Raw genomic sequence first — 22,213 nt, 5'->3', positions numbered from 1 at the left:
ACAACAAGGGTGTGGGAGTCCCGGATGGGGCATACTGACCCGATGTGACATCGGCGGTGTAGAGATGCTGTGCCGCAGAGAGGGAAGAGTCATGAGCGACGTGGAGTCGAATGAGCAGGCCGGGCGTGGCCTGGCCGATGACGCCCAGCTCGCGGGGGATGACGACAGCCCGCGCGCCCGTCGCGCCGCCGCCCGGGCGGCCCGCCAGGCCGCCGCCGACAAACGTCGTGACCAGCGCGCCGCTGCCAGGGCACTCGCAGCCGAGAAGCGCCAGGCCGTGCGTGGCTCGACGAGCGAGCGTGAGCAGTCGGCCGCCGAGAAGAGCCTGGCCAGGAAGCTCGACGCCGCCCGCGAGGCCGTCGTCCCGCAGGACGACCAGGCCCCGGCACAGGACACGCAGCCTGAGCCGATCGTCGTGGAGGAACCCCTCGTCGAGACCATCGTCAACACCGAGCCCGTCGCGGAGCCGGAGCCGGTTGCGGAGCCGGAGCCCGTGGCCGAGCCGGAGCCCGTCGCGGAGCCGGAGCCCGTCGCGGAGCCGGAGCCCGTCGCGGAGCCCGAGCCGGTCGCCGAGCCGGGCCCGGTGGCCGACCCGGAGCCGGTCGAAGGGTCGTCGGGCCCGATCACCTTCGCCGAGAAGCTCGCGGCCGCCAGCGCCGCGGCCCAGCAGCGCGTCGCCGCGGCGCGCGGTGAGGCCGCCCGGCTGATGGAGGAGGCGAGTCGCGAGCGTGCCGAGGCCGCCGCCCGCCTGAGCGCGAACGAGTCCGCCCAGCGTGAGGCCGCCGAGTCCCGGATCGCCGAGATGCAGGCGCTCGCGGACGAGCGCGTCGCCGCGGCCAAGGCCGAGGCGGAGCAGGACGCGCAGCGGCGGATCGACGCCGCACACGCCGAGGCGGAGCAGCTCCTGGCCCAGGCGGCCGCCGACCGCGAGGAGGCATTCGCGCTGCTCACCCGGGCCAAGCAGGAGGCCGCTGCGCTCACCGCGGAGGCCGAGACCGTCGCCGCCGACACCATCCGCGCCGCGAAGGAGGCGGCCGCGGAGAAGCTGCAGCAGGCCGAGCGCACCGCGCTGGAGTGGCTCGCCGCCGCAGAGGCCGAGGCCGATCGACTGGCCCAGGAGCACATCGTGATTGCCAACCGCGCGCTGGCCGACGTCCGCTCGACGGCTCCGGACGAGACCGGCGCGCAGCTGCCCGAGGGGGTGAGCGACGAGACCGGGGCACTCGCCCCCCCGATCAAAAAAAGAGTCGTCCGACGCACGTGACGCATCCCCCGCGACGCAGGGCGTAGCGACCGCAGACGTCCGGAAGGACGCGAAGGCCGCAGCCCACGGTGAGCGCGAAGCCGCGAGGCAGGCGAGGAGGCGGGAGCGCGAGCAGGGCGCCCAGGCGCGTCGTGAGGCCAAGGAGGCCAGGTTCCGCGAGCGCGCCGAGGCTCGGGAGGCCAAGCGGGCCGAGGTGGAGCGGGCCCGCGCCGCAGCCCGTGTGGACCAGCAGCTCACGGAGCAGCATGCTCCCGAGGTCATGGTCGTCGACGAGCCGGCGCCGCGCCGCGAGACCGCGCGTCCTGCGGGTGAGACAGCCAGGGCGCAGGCTCGTCGGGAGCGCGCCGAGGTGAAGGAGGCCACCCGCCGGGAGCGGGAGGCCCGCCGCGCGGCCACGCGCGATCACATCGTCGAGGCCCCGCGCGAGCCCCGGAAGGGACTGCTCGAACGTCTCCGGCGTGAGCGTGGGCGCGACGGCGGGACCGCCGGGCGCCGGGCGGTCTCGTTGCTCGCGGGCGCGGTCGGCGCGGTCGGCCTGCTCTGCTCGTTCGTCCTGGCGGTCGGCGCGCTGCTGGTCGCGCTCGGGGCGGGGGAGGGGAGCTCGGCGTACGACACGGTGACCTCGGTCTGCGACCTCCTGATCGGCCCGCTGCGGGACGTCTTCTCGTTCTCCGGCAAGGACGCCGAGGTGAAGGAGTCGCTCGTGGCCTGGGGTGCGGGCTCGATGGCGTACCTGGTCATCGGCGTCCTGGCCCAGTCCTTCCTGCGAGCGCGGCTCCAGGACTGAGCCAGCCGGCTCGCGGTGTGACCTAGCCCATGCGGCAGACATATCGCCCGCATTACTACGGCTGGGTAACATTCAGATGAAGTAGGGCCGCCTCACCCGAGCCCCCCAACGGCATGGAATGGTGGCCCGCGAACAGTCCCAGACTGCCGCGACGCCCGACTGGGCGCCGTGACCCAGAATTCACAGGAGGGTCCTTGTGACCAAAATCGTTGTCGCTGTGAAGTACGTGCCGGATGCGACCGCAGACCGGACCTTCAGCGCCGATAACACCGTCGATCGCGAGGGCGTCGACGGTCTGCTGTCAGAGCTCGACGAGTACGCGGTCGAGCAGGCGCTCCAGGTCGTCGAGGCCGGTGACGGTGAGGTGACCGTCCTGACCGTCGGTCCCGAGGATGCAGCCGACGCGGTGCGCAAGGCCCTGCAGATGGGTGCCGACGCCGGCGTCCACGTGCAGGACGACGCGATCCACGGCTCGGACGCCTTCGCGACGTCGCTGATCCTGGCGAAGGCTATCGAGAAGCTCGAGTACGACATGGTTTTCTTCGGCATGGCCTCGACCGACGGCGGACTGGGCGTCGTCCCGACGCTGGTCGCCGAGCGCCTCGGCCTGCCGGCCGTCACGTTCGCCTCGGAGATCACGGTCGACGGCGACACGGTCAAGATCCGCCGCGACGGCGACGTCGCGACGCAGGAGATCGAGGCGTCGGGCAAGCTCGTCGTGTCGGTGACCGACCAGACCGGTGAGGCCCGCTACCCGTCCTTCAAGGGCATCATGGCCGCCAAGAAGAAGCCCGTCGAGGAGTGGACGCTGGAGGACATCGGCGTCGACGCGTCCTCGGTCGGTCTGGACAACGCGTGGACCAAGGTCGAGTCCTACGAGCCCCGCCCGCCGCGCACCGCCGGTGAGATCGTCACCGACGAGGGAGACGGCGGCGCCAAGCTCGTCGAGTTCCTCGCCGCCAAGAAGTTCGTCTGAGAAGGGCACTGACACATGACTGAAGTACTCGTCCTCATCGACGCTCCCGACGGCAAGGTCACCAAGCCCTCGCTGGAGCTGCTGACGATCGCCCGCCGCATCGGCGAGCCGTCGGCCGTCGTGTTCGGCAGCGCTGACACCGACACCCTCACGCAGTACGGCGCGGAGAAGATCTACACGTACGACGACGCGGTCTACTCGGAGTTCCTCGTGGGTCCCAAGGCTGAGGCCCTGGCCCAGCTCGTCACCGAGACGTCGCCCGCGGCGGTCCTGGTCGGCGCGAGCACCGAGGGCAAGGAGATCAGCGCCCGCGTGGCGCTGAAGACCGAGTCCGGCTGGATCAGCGACGCGGTCGACGTCCAGGCCAGCGGCGACAGCGTCACCACGACGCAGTCGGTCTTCGCCGGCAACTTCACGGTGCAGTCGTCCATCACCAAGGGTGCGCCGGTCATCACGGTCAAGCCCAACTCGACGACGCCCGAGGCCGCTGCCGGCGCGGGTGCGGTCGAGGCGAAGACCGCCGAGGTGTCCGAGGCGGCCAAGACCGCGAAGATCACCTCGACCAAGGTCAAGGAGGCCTCGGGCCGTCCTGAGCTGACCGAGGCCGCGATCGTCGTCTCCGGCGGCCGTGGCACGGGTGGCGACTTCACCGAGGTCGAGGCGTTCGCCGACACCCTCGGTGCAGCCGTGGGTGCGTCCCGCGCAGCGGTCGACTCCGGCTGGTACCCGCACAGCTTCCAGGTCGGTCAGACCGGCAAGACGGTCTCTCCGCAGCTGTACGTCGCGAACGGCATCTCCGGTGCCATCCAGCACCGTGCGGGCATGCAGACGTCCAAGACGATCGTCGCGGTCAACAAGGACGACGAGGCGCCGATCTTCGAGCTCGTCGACTTCGGCGTCGTAGGCGATCTGAAGTCGGTGCTCCCGCAGGCGACCGAAGAGGTCAAGAAGCGCAAGGGCTGACACAGCTCCCGCTTCGAGACGGCGCCCGGTCACCGCTGACAGCGGAGGCCGGGCGTCGTACGTGGGAGACAGGGATTCACTCGGAGTGACCAGCGCCGATGATCCCTCAGAACTATTGACATTCTTTGGTGTCAACTTGGTTAAGGCGGCCTGTCACGCTGTTTGTGGACTGGATCGCGGTGATAGGCATAGGGGGGCGCGCGCCAGCGCGCCAGACAAACACAGGAGGAATCCATGCGACTCTCTCGGCGTACCCGCCTTGCGGGTGTGGCGTTGATCGCGGCCAGCAGCCTGACACTGGCTGCTTGCGGTGGCGGAAGCGATGACAAGAGCGAGGGTGGCGGCGGTGGCGGCTCCACCGACAAGGTCATCTCGGTCTACGGCACCAACCCGCAGAACCCGCTGATCCCGACCGCGACCAACGAGGTCGGCGGCGGAGACCCGCTCGACAACCTCTTCTCCGGTCTCGTGGCGTACAACACCGACGGTTCGGTCACCAACGAGGTCGCCGAGTCCATCGAGCCCAACGAGGACAGCACTGTCTGGACCGTCAAGCTCAAGGACGACTGGAAGTTCACCGACGGCACCCCCGTCACCGCGGATTCCTTCGTGAAGGCCTGGAACTACGGCGCCAACCCGAAGAACAAGCAGCTCAACAACTACTTCTTCTACCCGATCAAGGGCACGGACGAGGTCGGCAACACCGAGAAGGGCTCCGACACCGTCTCGGGCCTGAAGGTGCTGGACGACACGTCGTTCTCGATCACGCTGAAGGAGCCGGAGTCGGACTTCCCGCTGCGTCTTGGCTACTCGGCCTACATGCCGGTGCCGGACAGCGCGTATGACGAGTCGGGCAAGATCACCAAGGAGTACGGTGACGCCCCGATCGGCAACGGCCCGTACAAGCTGACCAAGAGCGGCTGGGAGAAGAACAAGCAGATCTCCCTGGAGCCCAACCCTGACTACAAGGGTGTCCACAAGCCGAAGAACGGCGGACTGGTCTTCAAGTTCTACAACTCGACCGACTCGGCCTACACCGACGTGCAGTCGGGCAACCTCGACGTCCTGGACCAGGTTCCGCCGAGCGCCCTGACCACGTTCGAGAGCGACTCGGCCATCAAGGCGTACAACGAGCCCGGCTCGAGCTTCTCCTCCTTCACGATCCCCGAGCGCCTCGAGCACTTCAAGGGTGAAGAGGGCGAGCTGCGTCGTGCGGCCATCTCGATGGCGATCAACCGCCCCGAGATCACCGAGAAGATCTTCAACAACGCCCGTACGCCTGCCAGCGACTTCACGTCGCCGGTGCTCGACGGCTGGACCGACAAGGTGCCCGGCAACGAGGTGCTGAAGTTCAACCCCGACGAGGCCAAGAAGAAGTGGGCCGAGGCTGACAAGATCAGCAAGTGGGACGGCAAGTTCGAGCTGGCCTACAACAACGACGGAGCGGGCAACAAGGAGTTCTCCGAGGCGATGGCCAACCAGATCAAGAACACGCTGGGCATCGATGCTGCGCCGAAGGCGTACCCGACGTTCGACGAGCTCCGCACGGTCATCACCGACCGGACGATCAAGACGCCGTTCCGCACCGGTTGGCAGGCCGACTACCCGTCGATGCTGAACTACCTCGGACCGATCTACGCCACGGGCGCCGGTTCGAACGACGGTGACTACAGCAACAAGGACTTCGACAAGCTGGTCTCCGAGGCCTCCGCGGCCTCGGACGACGAGCGCTACAAGCTGATCAGCGAGGCGCAGTCCGTCCTCCTGAAGGACCTTCCGGCCATCCCGCTGTGGTACCAGAACGCCACCGCAGTGACGACGACGGATCTGAAGGACTTCAAGTTCAACTGGAAGCAGAAGCCGGACTACTACGCTCTGACGAAGTAGTTCGACCGGCACCATCGGCCGCGGGGGCAGTCCTCACCAGGACTGCCCCCGTGCGCCGCGTCCGAACTGGGTGCACCATGTCCCTTGACCAGGTGAACGTGCTCCAGCCCCACCCTTCACATCCCAGGAGGCCTCGTGTGGTGGTATGTCGCCAAGCGACTGCTCCAGACCATCCCGGTTTTTCTCGGGGCCACTCTCATCATCTACGCGTTGGTGTTCCTGCGGCCCGGTGATCCCATCAACGGTCTGATCGGCAACAAGCCGGTGTCCGACGAAGTTCGTCAGGCCATCCGGGACCAGTACCACATGAACGACTTCTTCCTCGTCCAGTGGCTGTACTTCCTCAAGGACGTCGTGACGTTCAACCCCGACTTCGTCGGGCTCGACGGCCAGCCGGTGTTCGAGAAGATCCGCAACGCCCTGCCCGTCACCGCGACCCTGGCCCTCATGGCCCTGCTGATGGACGCGATCATCGGCATCGTCGTCGGCACGATCGCCGGTCTGCGCCGCAACGGCTGGTTCGACTCGATCACGCTGGTCATCTCGCTGATCCTGCTGTCGATCCCGATCTTCGTGGTCGGCTTCGTCCTGCAGTTCCTGTTCGGCGTCAAGTTCGCGATCTTCAGCGCGACGGTGGGCGGCGACTGGACCGTGGGCAAGCTCCTCCTGCCGGCCTTCGTCCTGGCCATCGCCAACATCGCGACCACGACCCGCCTGACCCGCACCTCGGTCGCCAACAACATGACTGCCGACCACGTGCGGACTGCCCGTGCCAAGGGCTTGCCCGAGGGCGCGGTCATCCGCAACCACGTGCTGCGCAACTCCTTGGTGCCGGTCGTGACGTACATCGGCATCAACCTCGGCTCGCTCATGGCCGGCGCCATCATCACCGAGGGCATCTTCAACGTGCAGGGCATCGGCAACCTCGCCTTCCAGGCGGTCAACCGTGGCGACGCGCCGGTGACCGTCGCGGTCGTGGCAGTCATGGTCATGATCTACGTGTTCATGAGCCTGATCGTCGACCTCCTGTACGCCGTTCTCGATCCGAGGATCCGTTATGTCTGAGACACACCCGGGGCAGGAACGTTTCGTCGCCCCACTCGACGAGACGCCGCTGCGCGCAATTGACGCCGTCGACGTCGACGCCGTGCCCGAGAGCCAGTGGAAGGAGGCCTGGAAGCGGCTGCGCAAGTCGCCGCTGTTCTGGTTGGCCTCACTGATCATCCTGGTGCTCGCGGTCATGGTCGCGTTCCCGACGCTGTTCACCAGCGCCGATCCCAACGAGGCCTCGCTGGGCAAGCAGTTCGCCCCGCCGAGCGAGGGCCACCCGTTCGGCTACAACTTCCAGGGTGCGGACATCTGGGCACGTACGGTCTACGGCGCGCGTGCGTCCGTGGCCGTCGGCGTGCTCGCCACGGTCGTCACGGTCGTGCTGGGCATGGTCACCGGTGCGATCGCCGGCTTCTACGGCGGCATCGTCGACACGATCGTCTCGCGCCTCAGCGACATCTTCTTCTCGATCCCGCTGCTGCTGGCCTGCATCGTGGTCATCTCGGTGATCAACAACCTGTGGGACGACCGCGGGTTCTGGGGCTCGGTGCTCGTGGTGGTCATGGCGCTCGCGCTGTTCGCCTGGCCGCAGATCACCCGCCAGATGCGTGGTGCGGTGCTGGAGGTCAAGAACCTGGAGTTCGTCGACGCGGCCACCGCCATCGGCGCGTCCAAGGTGTCCAACCTGCGCCGACACATCGTGCCCAACGCCCTGTCGCCGGTCATCGTTTCGGCGACCATCATGCTCGGTGTGTTCATCGTCTCCGAGTCCTCGCTGTCGTTCCTGGGGCTGGGCTTCCCGCAGAGCATGGTGTCGTGGGGCAACGACCTCGCCGACGCCCAGACGCTCGTCCGCTCGGGCCAGCACCTCGTCGTCATGTGGGTCCCCGCCACGGCCCTGGCCATCACCGTCCTCGGCTTCGTGCTGCTGGGTGAGGCCGTCCGAGAAGCCCTCGACCCGAAGGCGAAGAAGTCATGACCGAGACCCCCCTGCTCGAGATCCGGGACCTGCGAGTCGGCTTCCGTACCGACAAGAAGACGGTCCTGACGGCCGTCGACGGCGCGAGCCTGGTGATCTACCCCGGCCAGACCATCGCGATCGTCGGTGAGTCCGGGTCCGGCAAGTCGACCCTGGCCCACTCGGTCATCGACCTGCTGCCCGGCTCCGGCCACGTCATGGGTGGCCAGATCCTGTTCGAGGGGCGGGAGATCACCGATTCGGACCGCAAGGCCGTGCTGGCCCTCCGCGGTTCCTCGATCGGTCTCGTGCCACAGGATCCGATGTCCAACCTGAACCCGCTGTGGAAGGTCGGACGCCAGATCAAGGAGGCGCTGGTCGCCAACGGTGTGGCGAGCGGCGACGAGGCGGACAAGCGCGTCGTCGAGCTCCTCGAGGAAGCCGGCCTGCCCGACGCCGAGCGTCGCGCCCGTCAGTACCCGCACGAGTTCTCCGGTGGCATGCGCCAGCGCGCGCTCATCGCGATGGGCCTGGCCGCGCGGCCGCGTCTGCTGATCGCGGACGAGCCGACGTCGGCGCTCGACGTCACGGTGCAGAAGCAGATCCTCGACCACCTGGACACCCTGACGTCCACGCTCGGCGTCGCGGTCATGCTGATCACGCACGATCTGGGGCTGGCGGCCGAGCGGGCCGACCACCTCGTGGTGATGTATCGCGGCAAGATCGTCGAGTCCGGCCCGGCGCGGGAGATCCTGCAGGATCCCCAGCACCCGTACACGCAGCGTCTCGTGGCCAAGGCCCCGTCGATCGCGTCGCAGCGACTGTCGTCGGTGCAGGCGCGCGTCGAGGTGCGTGAGCAGGCGGTCCAGACCGCGGCGGAGATCGCGGCCGAGGTCGCCGACAGCTCGGTGGCGCTGGGCGAGGGGCGTGACGACATCCTGATCGCCGAGAACCTCACCAAGGTCTTCACGCTCCGCGGTGCCAAGCCGTGGCAGAAGGTCGGTTTCTCGGCGGTCGACGACGTGTCGTTCCGCCTGCGTCGCGGCACCACGACCGCGATCGTGGGGGAGTCCGGCTCGGGCAAGTCGACTGTGGCCCGCATGGTCCTGGACCTGCTGCCGCCGACCTCGGGCAAGGTGATCTTCGACGGAAAGAACGTCGCCGACCTCAAGAGCCGTGCGGATCGGCTGAGGCTCCGTCGCCAGATGCAGCCGGTGTTCCAGAACCCGTACGCCTCGCTGGACCCGCTGTACTCGATCTACCAGTCGATCGAGGAGCCGCTGCGCACACACGGCATCGGGACCAAGAAGGAGCGCGAGGCCAAGGTCCGCGACCTGCTCGACAAGGTCTCGCTGCCCACCACGGTCATGTCGCGCTTCCCGGGCGAGCTGTCGGGAGGCCAGCGCCAGCGCGTGGCCATCGCCCGGGCGCTCGCCCTCGACCCGGAGGTCGTGATCTGTGACGAGGCCGTCTCGGCGCTCGACGTCCTGGTGCAGGCGCAGATCCTCGAGCTGCTCAACGACCTGCAGGCCGAGCTCGGCCTGAGCTATCTGTTCATCACGCACGACCTGGCCGTCGTTCGGCAGATCGCCGACGACGTCCTGGTCATGCAGAACGGCAAGGTCGTGGAGGCCGCGTCGGTCTCGGCGGTGTTCGACACCCCGACGCAGGAGTACACGCGCCGACTGCTCGACGCGATCCCGGGAGGGTCGATCTCGCTGGGCCGGTGACGACGTCCGCCTGATGGGACGTCGCCATCGGGCAGATTGACTCGCTCGAACAGATGTTCGAAGATGGATGAATGAGTCCATCAGCAGCCCCGACCCTCAGTGAGCTGCGCGAGCGGGTCCAGCAGATGCAGGGCCGGCCCGCCGCCCAGCCGGTCGCGACCCACCCGGCCCTGTCGGGGCTGCTCCAGCTGCAGGCCGGCTCCACCTACTCGGTCGACTCGATGAGCCTGGCGGTCGCGCTGATGGCGGGGCCGTCGGCCGACGGGGCCTGGTGCGGGGTCGTGGGCACGGCCGAGCTGGGGCTGGAGGCCGCGGCCGCGGCCGGGGTCGAGCTGCGCCGCACGATCCTGGTGCCCGATCCCGGGGACGCGTGGCTCGAGGTCACGGCCGCGCTGATCGACGTCCTGGGCGTCGTGGTGCTGCGCGCCCCGTCGTTCGTCGCGGCCAAGGACGTGAGCCGCATCAGTGCTCGCCTGCGCCAGCGCGGCGGCATCCTGGTGGCCTACGGCGACTGGCCCCGCAGCGAGGCCCGGCTGTCGATGCGCGACGTCGAGTGGGTCGGCGTCGGCCGGGGGCACGGCCACCTGCAGGCGCGCCGGGTCACCGTCGAGGTGCAGCGCGGCACGGCTCCCGCCCGGCGCGGACGGCTGTGGCTCCCCGATGCGTCCCAGGTCATCCGTCGCGTCGAGGACACCCCGTCCCCGAGCCGGCTGCGGAGCGTCTCATGAGGGCCGCGTCATGAGGACCATGGTGCTGTGGGCGCCGGACTGGCCGGTCGTGGCGGTCGACGTGCCGGCCTCGACCCCGGCGGCCGTGCTCGACAAGGGGCAGGTGCTGGCCTGCTCGCAGGCCGCGCGCGCCGAGGGCGTACGTCGGGGGATGCGTCGCCGCGACGCCCAGTCGCGCTGCCCCGACCTGGTCCTGCGCGAGCACAACCCCGATGCCGATGCGCGCGCGTTCGAGACGGTCCTCACCGCGATCGAGGAGCTGAGCCCCGGGGTCGCCCCGCTGCGGCCGGGGCTCTGCGCGATCTCGGTGCCCTCGCGGTTCTACGGCGGCGAGGCCGAGGCCGCAGCGGTCATCGCCGAGCGGCTCGTCGAGCTCGGCGTGTGGGACGTCCGCGCGGGTGTCGCCGACGGGCTGTTCGCCGCCGAGCAGGCCGCCCGCCGGGCGCTCGCGCAGGACAGCCTGGTCGTCCCCGAGGGCGGCTCGGCGCAGTTCCTGCGCGATCTGCCGATCGACGTCCTCGACGACGTCGACCTGGTCGGGCTGCTGCGCCGCATGGGGCTGCTGACCCTGGGCGACTTCGCGTCGCTGCCCGCGGCCGACGTCCACACCCGCTTCGGCACCCACGGGGCGCTGCTGCACCGCCTGGCCCGAGGCCAGGACGCGCAGCCGATCAGCCGACGTCAGGTGCCGCCGGAGTTCGAGGCGACCCTGGTCCTCGAGCCGCCGCTGGAGCTCGTCGAGCCGATCGCGTTCAGCCTGCGCACGACCGCCGAGGCGTTCGTGACCGATCTCGCGGGTCACGGCCTGGTCTGCACCACGGTGCTGATCGAGGTCGACGCCGACGGCTCGCTCGCGACGTCCCGCCGGTGGATGCACCCGCGCTGGTTCGGCCCCACCGATCTCATCGACCGGGTCCGTTGGCAGCTGTCGGTCGACGGTGCGATCCGCGCGCCGGTCGACGCGGTGCGGCTGATCCCGGAGGTCACCGAGCCGCTGGGCGACCACGCCGACAGCCTCTTCGGTGGCGGCCCCGACGAGCGGGTCGAGCGGGGGGTGGCCCGGGTGCAGAGCATCGTGGGCCACGAGGCGGTCGTCTCGGTCACGGTGCAGGGTGGACGTGGCCCGGCCCAGCGGCGGCTGCTGGCGCCGTGGGGCGAGCGTCCGGTGGCGGCGCGGTCGGTGGGTCTGCCCTGGCCGGGCAGCCTGCCGCCGCCTGCGCCCGCGACGGTCTATCCCGAGCCGCAGCAGGCGATGGTCGTCGGTGCCGAGGGACAGCCCATCGGCGTCACCGGACGAGGCATGGTGTCGGGGGAGCCGACGCGATTTCGGGCCGCGGCCGGTGCGGACTGGCAGCCGGTCGCGTCGTGGGCCGGACCCTGGCCGGTCGACGAGCAGTGGTGGGACGAGGCGGCGGCGCGCCGGATCGCCCGGTTCCAGGTCGTCGGCGTCGACGGCAGCGCCTTCCTCATGATCGTCGAGGGCGGCCACTGGTGGACCGAGGCCCGCTATGACTGACCCGACCCGCGACTGGCGCAGAACGAAGATTCTGGGACGGCGTGTCGTCCACTTCCGCGCCACTCGCGGACGGGTTTGCGCCACATGAACTGGAACAATCCGGACATCTCGTGGCGCGAGCTCGAGCGCCGGTTGTCCGGCCGGCCGGAGCCGGACGGCGGGGACGCCCCGGGCTGGTCCCGCAAGCGGCGCAAGCACGATCCCAAGGAGATCGTCCCGCCGGGCGGACCGGTCGTCCCCTACGCCGAGCTGCACTGCCACAGCCACTTCTCCTTCCTCGACGGCGCGAGCGGCCCCGACGCGCTGGTCGAGGAGGCGATCGCGCTGGGCCTGCACGGCCTCGCGATCACCGATCACGACGGCTTCTACGGCGCTCCCCGGTTCGCCGAGGAGGCGGGCAAATATCCCCAGCACGGCCTGCGCACGGTCTACGGTGCCGAGCTGTCGCTGGGCCTGCGCAGCCCCCAGAACGGGGTCGCCGATCCCGAGGGCAACCACCTGCTCGTGCTGGCACGTGGTGTGGAGGGCTACCACCGCCTCGCCGCCGCGATCACCGACGCGCAGCTGAGGGGGGATGAGAAGGGTCGTCCCGTCTACGACCTCGAGGAGCTCGCCGAGCGGGGCCGCGACCACTGGGTCGTGCTGACCGGGTGCCGCAAGGGGCACGTGCGCGAGGCACTCGCCACGGGCGGACGTGACGCTGCGGCGGCCGCCCTGGACCGGTTGACGGCGCTGTTCGGCATCGACGGGGTCGGGGTCGAGCTGATCGACCACGGCTTCCCGACCGACAGCTCGGTCAACGACGCGCTCGCGGGTCTCGCGATCGACCACGGCCTGGCCACGGTGGCCACCAACAACGTGCACTTCGCCCGCCCGTCCGCAGGACGCCTGGCGGCGTCGATGGCCGCGGTCCGGGCCCGGCGCAGCCTCGCCGACATGGACGGCTGGCTGCCGGCCACGGGGGCCGCGCACCTGCGCTCCGGCGCGGAGATGCGTCGACTGTTCCACCGTTTCCCGGGGGCCGTCGAGCGTACGGTCCCGCTCGCCGACGAGATCGCGTTCGACCTGCGTGCCGCGACGCCCCGCCTGCCCAAGCGCGGCATCCCCGAGGGCAAGACCGCGATGCAGCACCTGCGCGACCTGGCCGAGATCGGCATCCGCGAACGCTATGCGGGCCGCGAGCGGCTCGCCCGCGAGCGCATCGAGCGCGAGCTGGCCGTGATCGAGGAGAAGGACTTCCCGGGCTACTTCCTCATCGTCCACGACATCGTGGCCGAGGCCCGCCGCCGCGGCATCCTGTGCCAGGGTCGAGGATCCTCGGCCAACTCCGCGCTCTGCTACGCCCTCAAGATCACCGCGATCGACTCGATCTTCTACGACCTGCCGTTCGAGCGGTTCCTGGCCACGACTCGCGAGGAGGAGCCCGACATCGACGTCGACTTCGACTCCGACCGGCGCGAGGAGATCATCCAGTGGGTCTACGAGCAGTACGGTCGGCACAACGCCGCCCAGGTCGCCAACGTGATCAGCTATCGTCCCCGCTCGGCGGTCCGGGACGCCGCCAAGGCGCTCGGCCACTCGCCGGGGCAGCAGGACGCGTGGTCCAAGCAGATCGACGCGTGGGGTGCGATCGGCAGCGAGGACGTGCAGGGCGTCCCCGAGCAGGTCGTGGGGCTCGCGCGGCAGATGATGACCGCGCCGCGACACCTGGGCATCCACTCCGGCGGGATGATCCTGACCGAGCGACCCGTCGGGGAGGTCTGCCCGATCGAGCGCGGCCGCATGGACAAGCGGACCGTCCTGCAGTGGGACAAGGACGCGTGCGAGTTCATGGGCCTGGTCAAGTTCGACCTGCTGGGGCTCGGCATGCTCGGGGCGCTCGACCACACGATGCGGATCGTCGCGGAGCACCTGGGGGAGCAGTGGGACCTCGACTCGATCCCCAAGGAGGAGGCCGGGGTCTACGACATGCTGTGTCGCGCGGACTCGATCGGGGTCTTCCAGGTCGAGAGCCGGGCGCAGATCGGCACCCTTCCGCGGCTGCAGCCCCGTCGGGCGTACGACCTCGCGATCGAGATCGCGCTGATCCGCCCCGGGCCGATCCAGGGCGGGGCCGTGCACCCGTACATCCGCCGGGCGATGGGCAAGGAAGCCATCACCTACCCGCACCCGATCCTGGAGCCGGTGCTGGAGCGGACCAAGGGCGTGCCCTTGTTCCAGGAGCAGCTCATGCAGATGGCGATCGCGATCGGTGACTGCACGGGTGACGAGGCCGATCTCCTGCGGCGCGCGATGGGCTCCAAGCGGGGCATCGAGCGCATCGAGTCGCTGGAGGACAAGCTCTTCGCGGGCATGGCCAAGCACGGGCTCAGCCAGGAGGAGGCCGACCTGATCTACCTGAAGATCAAGTCCTTTGCCAACTTCGGCTTCGCCGAGAGCCATGCGCTCAGCTTCTCGCTGCTGGTCTACGCCAGCTCGTGGCTCAAGCTGCACTATCCGGGTGCGTTCCTCGCCGCGCTCCTGCGCAACCAGCCCATGGGGTTCTACTCGCCCCAGTCGCTGACCACCGACGCCCGGCGGCACGGGGTCACGGTCCTGCGCCCCGACATCCTGCGCTCGGGAGCGCTCGCGGACCTCGAGCCGGTCGAGGGGCAGCCGGGCCCGACCGGACGTGATGCGTGCCTCGAGCGGATCCAGCCGCCGGTCGGTGACTTCGTGCCCGGCACCCCCGACCCGACACCCGAGCACCGCCGCGACGGGGCGTTCGCGGTACGCATCGGCCTCGACGAGGTGCAGGGCATCGGACGTGAGGCGGCGCAGCGGATCGTGGCCGAGCGCGACCTGCGTCCCTTCGCCGACATGGCCGACGTGGCGCGCCGCACCGGGCTGAGCGTCGCGCAGATGGAGTCGTTGGCCACGGCGGGGGCGTTCGACTGCTTCGGCCTGTCGCGCCGTCAGGCGCTGTGGAACGCCGGCTACACGCAGAGCCAGGACCAGCTCGAGGGCACCCAGGTCGCGGCACCGCCGCCGATGCTGCCGGGCATGAGCGACGTCGAGGTCACGATGGCCGACCTGTGGTCGACCCGCATCTCGCCGCAGACGCACCCCGTCGAGCACCTGCGCCCCCTGCTGCAGGGCGAGGGCATCCTCTCGGTGGCCGACACGGCCGTCGCGGAGGCGTCCCGGCGGGTCAAGGTGGCCGGGCTCATCACCCACCGGCAGCGTCCGGCGACGGCGTCCGGGGTCACGTTCCTCAACCTCGAGGACGAGACCGGCATGCTCAACGTGGTGTGCTCCGAGGCGCTCTGGAAGCGCTACCGGGTGGTGGGACGCAATGCGGCCGGCATGGTCATCCGCGGCATGCTCGAGCGGAGCCCGGAAGGAGTCGTCAACCTGGTCGCCGACAAGCTCATGCGCATCGAGGAGGTCTACCCCCAGGCGGGTCGGGCGATCCCCGCCCGGCACCAGGGACGCGACTTCCGCTGAGACGCGCCGACGGGTCTTGCTCGGTCGGCGCTGCATGGGACAGGGTGACACCATGCTGACCACCGGCCAACGGCTGATCTCGCGCGGGTGGGTCGCCGGAGTCGTCGTCCTGATCCTCGTCGGACTGGCTTCGTTCGCAGCCATGGCCGTCGCGCTCGACGGCGCAGGACGAGTGGTCGGCGTGGCCGGGCTCGTGTTCCTCGGGCTGCACCTGATCGCCGCGCTGCGAGCCTTCGTGCTGCCTCGTCGGCGCCGGGAGCTGCCGGTCGACGAGGCCGGGAGGACGATCATCGAGGCGCCCGGATCCCTGGTCTGGCCGCTGGTCGCCGCCTGGGCGGCGGTCCCGATCCTGGCCGCCGCGTTCGTGGTGCAGGCGATCGTCGACGTCGACTCGATCGAGTCGCCCGGAGCCGCCTTCGCCGTCGTGATTGCGACCGTCTTCGGTCTGCCCGACTGGTTCCGACTGGTCACCGGCCGGCTTCACCGATGGCGTGTCGTGCTGGGGCCCGAGGACCTGAGCTACCGCGGCTATCGCACGGCGATCGAGGTCCCGTGGTCGAGCGTCCGCGGCGCGCGCATCCAGGTCGGGGGCAGGACCCGAGGGGAGACGAAGCAGCGCCAGACCGCTGGTGTGCTGATCGACCTCAAGGGGACCCGACCCGATCCGGTGATCCCGGCGGCCGCGTTCGACGTCCCTGCCGAGCAGATCGTCGAGGAGATCCAGAAACGGCTGCGCTGAGTCCGTCGAGGCTCAGGGCTCCACGAGGCCGGCGCGGATCGCGTACCGGGTCAGGTCCGTGCGGTCCCGCATGCCGAGCTTGGCCAGGATGTTCGAGCGGTGCCGCTCGACGGTCTTGAGGCTGATCGTGAGGGCTTCGGCGATCTCGCGCGACGTCGAGCCCTCGGCGATGAGCTTGAGCACCTCGTCCTCGCGTGGGGTCAGGACCGTGTCCGAGACCTTCTCGCCTCGCCGGCGGCGCTCCAGGTAGTCGCGCACGAGCGCGCTCATGACGCCGGGGTAGAGGAACGACTCGCCGCGGACGGCCGCATGGCAGGCGCCGACGAGGTCCTGGTCCGCGACGGACTTCAGGACGTAGCCGGAGGCACCGCACTTGAGCGACTCGAAGAAGTACTGCTCGTTGTCGTGCATCGAGAGCATCAGGATGTGCGGGGGATCGCGGCGGCGCGAGATCTCCCGAGCCGCCTGCAGCCCGGTCATGCGGGGCATCGACACGTCGAGGATCGCCAGGTCGATCTCCTGGGTCCGGACGGCCTCCACCGCCTCGGCGCCGTCGCCGGCCTCCGCCACGACCCTCAGGCCGGGCTCGCTGTCGAGGATGAGGCGGACCCCGCGGCGTACGAGCGCGTGGTCGTCGGCGAGCAGGATCCGCACGTCCGGCCGGGTGCTCACGGCGTCACCGCCGCGACGGGCACCGAGAGGCGTACCTCGGTGCCGCCACCGACCCGGCCGCGGACCACGAGGCTGCCGTCGACCAGTCGGGCGCGCTCGCGCATGCCACGGATGCCGGTGCTCTCGCTCCGGCCGTTCATCCCGACGCCGTCGTCCGCGACCAGCAGGACGACCGCATCGCCCTGGGTCGACAGGGACACCGTGACGGTGCTCGCGCGCGCATGGCGGGCGACGTTGGTCAGGGCCTCCTGCGCGACGCGATAGACCACGAGCTCCTTCTCGACCGACAGCGGTGGCAGGCTCGGGGCGAACCCGCGGCGGACGTGCACCCCGCTGTGGGTGGTGAAGTCGGTGCACGCGGCGGCGAGCGCGCTGAGCAGGCCCAGGTCGTCCAGCACGCCCGGGCGCAGGCGCCGGGCGACGTCGCGCACCTCGTCCAGGCTGGAGCGGGCGATCTCGGCGACGCCCCGCAGCTCGTCGGCGATGTCGTCGGGTGCGCGGTCGGCAGCGCGCTTGAGACCGAGCAGCACCGCCGTCAGCCCCTGGCCCACCTCGTCGTGCAGCTCCTGGGCGATGCGGTGCCGCTCGGCCTCCTGTGCGGCCAGCGCCTTGGCGTTGCTGCTGCTCCGCTCGGCCTCGAGCCGGTCCAGCATCTCGTTGTACGCCCGGACGAGTCGGGCGACGGTGCCGTCTCCGTCCTCGGTGAGCCGCTCCCGCGGGGACTGCAGGTCGACGCGCTCACTGAGCTGCGTCAGACGTTCGAGCGGCGCCAGCGTCGAGCGCACCAGCAGGGCGTTCGCCACCAGGATCAGGACGAACCCCACCAGCAGGACGATCGCCTCGGAGACCAGCACGCGGGTCGAGATCGTGGCAGGAGACAGTGCGAGGACGATCGTGCCGATCAGGAAGACGAGCCCGTTGATGAGGCAGATCTGCCAGTAGAGGGGGAGCCGGTTCAGCGCCGTCGTCATGGCGCCAGCCTCACCCATCGCGGGCGCGCTTGTCCAAGCGGCAGGCGTACGCGGCGAAAGATGGGTGGTGGCACGGATGGTTTCCGTGGCGCCGGTCGGGGAGGCTGGAGATCAGGCCGCAGCAGCGGGTTCGAGCTCCTGCGGCACCCCCTCGAAGGAGCCGTCCACGATGAACCGCCTGATGATCGATGGCCTGCAAGCCAGCGTGACCGACTCCCTGGGACCGTCGCCCGCGGGTTGGGCGCTGGTGGCCCTGGTGCTGGTGGTCGGCGCGGTCCTCGCCTCGATGCGGGTCGTCCCGGAGCACCAGCGTCTTGTCGTGACACGGCTGGGGCGAGTGGTCCGGGTGGCTGGTCCCGGCCTGGTTCGACGGGTGCCCGGACTCGAGCGCTGGACCACGATCTCGCTGCGGCCCACGAGCCAGATGCTGGGAGTGGCCGCCACAACCCTCGACGGGATCTCGGTGCACGTGCGGGCCTCGACGCAGGTGCACGTGACGGACCCGGCGCGGGCGGTCGTGGCGGCCGACGACCCGATCGCGGCGACGTTCGCCGCCCTCGAGGCCCATCTCGGCCGCGAGATCGCGTGCACGCGCTTCGCCGACCTGTTGGTCGCACGCCAGCGCTTCGAGTCGGACCTGCCGACCCTCACGACGGGGGTGACGTCCGCGTGGGGCGTCGAGGTCATCTCGTTGGACGTCGGCGACGTCGAGGCGCTGCTGACGGCCGATCTGCTTCGCGCGGTGGACGGGGACGTCCGGGCCCGATGAGCGCGGCCGCCCCGGGCGTCCCGCCTGCTGAGCCGCTTCCCGCGCGTCTTGGTCACTTCCCTCGCGTTGCGACCCGAGGGGAGTGACGAAACCCCACGGTCCCGTGGGAAACCGGCAACCGGGGGGAGCATCAGGGGGTGAGGTGGGTGCGGACGGTCTCGAGGGTGTCGGCCTCGGCCGGGGTCTTGTCGTCGCGGTAGCGGATGACGCGGGCGAATCTCAGGGCGACGCCGCCGGGGTAGCGGGTGGACCGCTGCACGCCGTCGAACGCGATCTCGACGACCTGCTCGGGCCGGACGGTCACGACGTAGCCGTCGTCGGCGGTCTGCAGCTCGCCGAAGCGCTCGGTCTGCCAGGCGAGCATCTCGTCGGTCATCCCCTTGAACGTCTTGCCGAGCATCACGAAGCCGTCACCGTCGCGCGCGCCGAGGTGGATGTTGGACAGCCAGCCGCTGCGGCGTCCCGATCCGCGCTCCACGGCCAGGACGACCAGGTCGAGCGTGTGGACGGGCTTGACCTTGACCCACGTCGCGCCGCGCCGTCCGGCGGCGTACGGAGCCGAGAGGCTCTTCACGACGACGCCCTCGTGCCCCAGGTCGAGCACCCGGCCGGCGAAGGCCTCCGCCGCCGCGACGTCCGCGGTGACGACCCGCGCGACCCGGAAGCGCTCGGGCACGATCGACTCGAGCACCTCGAGCCGGGCCGAGGTCGGCGCGTCGACGAAGTCCTCGCCGTCCAGGTGCAGCAGGTCGAAGAATGCGGGGGTCAGCTCGACCCCCGACGTCGAGGCGGCCCGGGACGCCGTCTCCTGGAAGGGTCGCGGCCGGCCGTCCGGGCCGAGGGCCAGCACCTCGCCGTCGAGCACGACGTCGCGGCACGGGAGCGCGCGGGCGGCCGCCACGACCTCGGGGTGCCGGGACGTCACGTCGTCGAGCGAGCGCGTCACCACCAGCACGTCGTCCCCGCTGCGGTGCACCTGGATGCGTACGCCATCGAGCTTGGTGTCGACCGCGACCGGTCCGCCTCCGGCCTTGGTCATCGCCGCCTCGACCGTGGGTGCTGTGGAGGCCAGCATCGGCAGCACCGGACGTCCGACCGCGAGCACGAACGCGGCCAGCGCCTCCTCGCCGCCGGTGAGTGCCGCGGTCGCGATGTCGACCGTCGACCCGGCCATCATCGCGGCCCGCCTGACCGCCGCCGGCCGCACGCCACCGGCGATCGCGAGGCCGTCCTGCACGAGTGAGTCCAGCGCGCCCTGCCGCACCTCGCCGGTCACGACGCCCCGCAGCCAACGCTGCTCGTCGCCGGTCGCGCGCGCCATCAGGTCGGCCGTCGCGTCGGCGCGCGCCCGTTGCGAGCCGGCACCCGACAGCGCGGCCAGCCGCTCGAACGTCGCGTCGACCTCCGCGACGGTCAGCGAGGGGGAGGACGCGGGCGGCGGGGGATCCTGCAGCGATCGCCAGCCGAGACCGGTGCGCCGTTGCCGGAGAGCTCCCGCGAGGTACGACGTCACGATGGGGATGTCCTCGGGAGACTCGGTCGCCGTCCGGAGCAGGAGCTCGCCGAGCGCAGCGGCCTTGGCGGAGCGGGACGAGGTGGCGGCCACCGCCGCGGACGTGGCGACGACATCGGCGAGGAGCATGACCCCATCATGACCGAGATCGGGTGATCTGCGACTTAGTGTTGACGTGACTCTAAGGGTCGGTTACCGTTCTCTTAAAGTCACTGACACCTTAAGTCGGGGCACCGAGCGCAGGAGGTACGTCATGGATACCTCCTCGGCGATCGACCAGCGGGTGTCCTTGGCCGTGTCGACCGTGATCTTCGCCCTGCGACCGCACCCCGAGACCGGCGAGATGACGTTGTGGCTCCCGCTCGTGCGCCGCATCCGTGATCCGTACGAGGGTCAGTGGGCCCTGCCCGGCGGACCGCTCGAGGCCCACGAGGACCTCGCGGCCAGCGCCCGGCACACCCTCGAGCGCACGACCGGACTGACCCCCCACTACCTCGAGCAGCTGTACGCGTTCGGCAACGTCGACCGCTCGCCCGACGAGCGGGTCGTCTCGATCGTCTACTGGGCGCTGGTGCGTCCCGACGAGGTCGCCCGGGCGGTGGACGGCGAGAACGTCGAGTGGTTCGTCGCCGACGAGCTGCCGCCGCTGGCGTTCGACCACACCGAGATCATCGACTACGCCCTGGCGCGGCTGCGGGCCAAGATCACCTACACGCCGATCGCCCACGCGTTCCTGCCCGAGGAGTTCACCCTCGCCGAGCTGCGGGCAGTCCACGAGGCGGTCCTGCGCACGACCCTCGACCCGGCCAACTTCCGCCGCCAGGCGCTGGCCACCAAGACCCTCGTCCCCACGGGCACGTGCCTGCAGGGCACGAGCCACCGTCCCCCCGCGCTGTTCCGCTTCGAGGCCGGCGCGCCCTCAACCGAGGAGCCACGATGAGTTCCGTCCACACCCAGATCGTCGAGAAGCCGGCCGCGAGCTGCGACGTCGAGCTCGCCAAGGGCCCGTGGGAGTTCGACCAGTTCCCCGGCTACGGGCCGGGAGCGTCCGAGGACGACCGCGTCCCCGAGCCGGTCGTCCGACCGGGCCAGCTCCCCGCGGCGTACCAGCGGATGAGCGACGACGAGCTGCACGCGCGCATCCGGGCCGCGAAGGAGGCGCTGGGCGACCGGCTGGTCATCCTCGGCCACTTCTACCAGCGCGACGAGGTCATCCAGTACGCCGACTTCGTGGGCGACTCGTTCCAGCTCGCGAACGCCGCGCTGACCAAGCCGGACGCCGACACGATCGTGTTCTGCGGCGTGCACTTCATGGCCGAGACCGCCGACATCCTGGCCCGGCCCGAGCAGCAGGTCATCCTGCCCAACCTGGCCGCCGGCTGCTCGATGGCCGACATGGCCGACGAGGACTCGGTCGAGGCGTGCTGGGAGGACCTGCTCGAGCTCTACGGCACCGAGCCGGACGCCGACGGCAAGCAGCCGGTCATCCCGGTGACCTACATGAACTCCTCCGCCGCGCTCAAGGCGTTCTGCGGACGCAACGGCGGCATCGTCTGCACGTCGTCCAATGCCGCGACGGTCCTGGAGTGGGCGTTCGAGCGGGGCCAGCGCGTGCTGTTCTTCCCTGACCAGCACCTGGGCCGCAACACCGCCAAGGCGATGGGCATCCCGCTCGAGCAGATGCCGATGTGGAACCCCCGCAAGCCTCTCGGCGGCAACAGCCTGGACGACCTGGAGAGCGCGCGCGTGATCCTGTGGCACGGCTTCTGCTCGGTCCACAAGCGCTTCAGCGTCGCCCAGATCGACCAGGCCCGCGCGGAGCACCCGGGGGTCAAGATCATCGTGCACCCCGAGAGCCCCATGCCGGTGGTCGACGCCGCCGACGCGGCGGGCTCGACCGACGCGATCCGCAAGTTCGTGATCGCCTCGGAGCCCGGGGACACGATCGCGATCGGCACCGAGATCAACATGGTCAACCGCCTCGCCGCGGAGTTCCCCGACCGGACGATCTTCTGCCTCGACCCGGTGGTGTGCCCGTGCTCGACGATGTACCGGATCCACCCCGGCTACCTCGCGTGGACCCTGGACGGCCTCGTCGCCGGCGAGGTCCACAACCAGATCGTCGTCCCCGACGACGTCGCCTCCGACGCGAGGATCGCGCTCGAGCGCATGCTTGCGGCGCTCCCCAGGTAAGCCCAGGTAAG

At 70.3% G+C, this 22,213-nt stretch carries 18 protein-coding genes; 15 read left to right on the top strand and 3 right to left on the bottom strand.

Going from position 1 to position 22,213, the window contains the following annotated elements:
- Positions 1 to 91 precede the first annotated feature (91 nt).
- From GEV26_RS17895 to GEV26_RS12205, 12 genes are all read left to right on the top strand, one after another.
- Positions 92 to 1,264, top strand: coding sequence for a hypothetical protein (locus GEV26_RS17895; RefSeq protein WP_194839843.1), 1,173 nt, complete (start codon positions 92 to 94; stop codon positions 1,262 to 1,264).
- Between the two features lie 193 nt (positions 1,265 to 1,457).
- Positions 1,458 to 2,051, top strand: a complete 594-nt coding sequence (locus GEV26_RS12255) for a hypothetical protein (RefSeq protein ID WP_153653422.1) — start codon at positions 1,458 to 1,460, stop codon at positions 2,049 to 2,051.
- A 196-nt stretch (positions 2,052 to 2,247) separates the two neighbouring features.
- On the top strand, positions 2,248 to 3,027 hold the full coding sequence (locus GEV26_RS12250; protein WP_208430961.1) for an electron transfer flavoprotein subunit beta/FixA family protein: 780 nt from the start codon (positions 2,248 to 2,250) through the stop codon (positions 3,025 to 3,027).
- A 15-nt stretch (positions 3,028 to 3,042) separates the two neighbouring features.
- Complete coding sequence (locus tag GEV26_RS12245; RefSeq protein ID WP_153653418.1) at positions 3,043 to 3,990, top strand: electron transfer flavoprotein subunit alpha/FixB family protein; 948 nt, start codon at positions 3,043 to 3,045, stop codon at positions 3,988 to 3,990.
- 234 nt (positions 3,991 to 4,224) lie between these two features.
- Complete coding sequence (locus GEV26_RS12240; RefSeq protein WP_153653416.1) at positions 4,225 to 5,877, top strand: peptide ABC transporter substrate-binding protein; 1,653 nt, start codon at positions 4,225 to 4,227, stop codon at positions 5,875 to 5,877.
- Between the two features lie 135 nt (positions 5,878 to 6,012).
- Positions 6,013 to 6,942: an ABC transporter permease gene (locus tag GEV26_RS12235; protein ID WP_153653414.1), complete on the top strand. Its 930-nt coding sequence runs from the start codon at positions 6,013 to 6,015 to the stop codon at positions 6,940 to 6,942.
- The gene (locus tag GEV26_RS12230; protein ID WP_153653412.1) at positions 6,935 to 7,906 is read left to right on the top strand and encodes an ABC transporter permease; all 972 of its coding nucleotides are present in this window, start codon (positions 6,935 to 6,937) and stop codon (positions 7,904 to 7,906) included. The genes GEV26_RS12235 and GEV26_RS12230 overlap by 8 nt, the downstream gene beginning before the upstream one ends.
- Positions 7,903 to 9,615 carry a dipeptide ABC transporter ATP-binding protein gene (locus GEV26_RS12225; protein ID WP_153653410.1) on the top strand — a complete coding sequence of 571 codons (1,713 nt, stop codon included), beginning with the start codon at positions 7,903 to 7,905 and terminating at the stop codon, positions 9,613 to 9,615. The genes GEV26_RS12230 and GEV26_RS12225 overlap by 4 nt, the downstream gene beginning before the upstream one ends.
- Positions 9,616 to 9,686: 71 nt before the next feature.
- Positions 9,687 to 10,343, top strand: coding sequence for a hypothetical protein (locus tag GEV26_RS12220; protein ID WP_153653408.1), 657 nt, complete (start codon positions 9,687 to 9,689; stop codon positions 10,341 to 10,343).
- A gap of 10 nt (positions 10,344 to 10,353) precedes the next feature.
- Complete coding sequence (locus tag GEV26_RS12215) at positions 10,354 to 11,859, top strand: DNA polymerase Y family protein (protein WP_153653406.1); 1,506 nt, start codon at positions 10,354 to 10,356, stop codon at positions 11,857 to 11,859.
- 84 nt (positions 11,860 to 11,943) lie between these two features.
- Positions 11,944 to 15,345: an error-prone DNA polymerase gene (locus tag GEV26_RS12210; protein ID WP_153653404.1), complete on the top strand. Its 3,402-nt coding sequence runs from the start codon at positions 11,944 to 11,946 to the stop codon at positions 15,343 to 15,345.
- A 52-nt stretch (positions 15,346 to 15,397) separates the two neighbouring features.
- A complete protein-coding gene (locus GEV26_RS12205) occupies positions 15,398 to 16,084 on the top strand; it encodes a hypothetical protein (protein WP_153653402.1) in 687 nt (228 codons plus the stop codon).
- Between the two features lie 12 nt (positions 16,085 to 16,096).
- On the opposite strand, the gene GEV26_RS12200 is transcribed toward GEV26_RS12205, so the two are convergent.
- A complete protein-coding gene (locus GEV26_RS12200; RefSeq protein ID WP_208430960.1) occupies positions 16,097 to 16,756 on the bottom strand; it encodes a response regulator in 660 nt (219 codons plus the stop codon).
- On the bottom strand, positions 16,753 to 17,727 hold the full coding sequence (locus GEV26_RS12195; RefSeq protein ID WP_153653400.1) for a sensor histidine kinase: 975 nt from the start codon (positions 17,725 to 17,727) through the stop codon (positions 16,753 to 16,755). The genes GEV26_RS12200 and GEV26_RS12195 overlap by 4 nt, the downstream gene beginning before the upstream one ends.
- 169 nt (positions 17,728 to 17,896) lie before the next feature.
- Between GEV26_RS12195 and GEV26_RS12190 the strand changes: the two genes are divergently transcribed.
- Entirely contained in the window at positions 17,897 to 18,496 is a 600-nt protein-coding gene (locus GEV26_RS12190; protein ID WP_194839842.1) for an SPFH domain-containing protein, read from the top strand.
- 130 nt (positions 18,497 to 18,626) lie between these two features.
- Here GEV26_RS12190 and GEV26_RS12185 read toward each other — a convergent pair whose 3' ends face one another.
- A complete protein-coding gene (locus GEV26_RS12185) occupies positions 18,627 to 20,138 on the bottom strand; it encodes an ATP-dependent DNA ligase (RefSeq protein ID WP_153653397.1) in 1,512 nt (503 codons plus the stop codon).
- A 124-nt stretch (positions 20,139 to 20,262) separates the two neighbouring features.
- Between GEV26_RS12185 and GEV26_RS12180 the strand changes: the two genes are divergently transcribed.
- Together GEV26_RS12180 and nadA are read left to right on the top strand one after the other, a co-directional pair.
- Entirely contained in the window at positions 20,263 to 20,949 is a 687-nt protein-coding gene (locus GEV26_RS12180) for an NUDIX hydrolase (RefSeq protein WP_153653395.1), read from the top strand.
- Positions 20,946 to 22,202: a quinolinate synthase NadA gene (gene nadA / locus GEV26_RS12175; protein WP_153653393.1), complete on the top strand. Its 1,257-nt coding sequence runs from the start codon at positions 20,946 to 20,948 to the stop codon at positions 22,200 to 22,202. Before GEV26_RS12180 ends, nadA begins: the two co-directional genes overlap by 4 nt.
- Positions 22,203 to 22,213 lie beyond the last annotated feature (11 nt).

Source organism: Aeromicrobium yanjiei, from assembly GCF_009649075.1.
Lineage (GTDB): Bacteria > Actinomycetota > Actinomycetes > Propionibacteriales > Nocardioidaceae > Aeromicrobium > Aeromicrobium yanjiei.
Note: the sequence above shows the minus strand (reverse complement) of the source record. Positions and strands in the feature narration are given on the sequence as shown.

Excerpts from the sequence above, each read along its gene's own strand:
- GEV26_RS17895 (WP_194839843.1), top strand. The coding sequence starts at position 92 with ATGAGCGACGTGGAGTCGAATGAGCAGGCCGGGCGTGGCCTGGCCGAT.
- GEV26_RS12245 (WP_153653418.1), top strand. The coding sequence starts at position 3,043 with ATGACTGAAGTACTCGTCCTCATCGACGCTCCCGACGGCAAGGTCACC.
- GEV26_RS12240 (WP_153653416.1), top strand. The coding sequence starts at position 4,225 with ATGCGACTCTCTCGGCGTACCCGCCTTGCGGGTGTGGCGTTGATCGCG.
- GEV26_RS12230 (WP_153653412.1), top strand. The coding sequence starts at position 6,935 with ATGTCTGAGACACACCCGGGGCAGGAACGTTTCGTCGCCCCACTCGAC.
- GEV26_RS12225 (WP_153653410.1), top strand. The coding sequence starts at position 7,903 with ATGACCGAGACCCCCCTGCTCGAGATCCGGGACCTGCGAGTCGGCTTC.
- GEV26_RS12220 (WP_153653408.1), top strand. The coding sequence starts at position 9,687 with ATGAGTCCATCAGCAGCCCCGACCCTCAGTGAGCTGCGCGAGCGGGTC.
- GEV26_RS12215 (WP_153653406.1), top strand. The coding sequence starts at position 10,354 with ATGAGGACCATGGTGCTGTGGGCGCCGGACTGGCCGGTCGTGGCGGTC.
- GEV26_RS12210 (WP_153653404.1), top strand. The coding sequence starts at position 11,944 with ATGAACTGGAACAATCCGGACATCTCGTGGCGCGAGCTCGAGCGCCGG.
- GEV26_RS12205 (WP_153653402.1), top strand. The coding sequence starts at position 15,398 with ATGCTGACCACCGGCCAACGGCTGATCTCGCGCGGGTGGGTCGCCGGA.
- GEV26_RS12195 (WP_153653400.1), bottom strand. The coding sequence starts at position 17,727 with ATGACGACGGCGCTGAACCGGCTCCCCCTCTACTGGCAGATCTGCCTC.
- GEV26_RS12190 (WP_194839842.1), top strand. The coding sequence starts at position 17,897 with ATGAACCGCCTGATGATCGATGGCCTGCAAGCCAGCGTGACCGACTCC.
- GEV26_RS12185 (WP_153653397.1), bottom strand. The coding sequence starts at position 20,138 with ATGCTCCTCGCCGATGTCGTCGCCACGTCCGCGGCGGTGGCCGCCACC.
- GEV26_RS12180 (WP_153653395.1), top strand. The coding sequence starts at position 20,263 with ATGGATACCTCCTCGGCGATCGACCAGCGGGTGTCCTTGGCCGTGTCG.
- nadA (WP_153653393.1), top strand. The coding sequence starts at position 20,946 with ATGAGTTCCGTCCACACCCAGATCGTCGAGAAGCCGGCCGCGAGCTGC.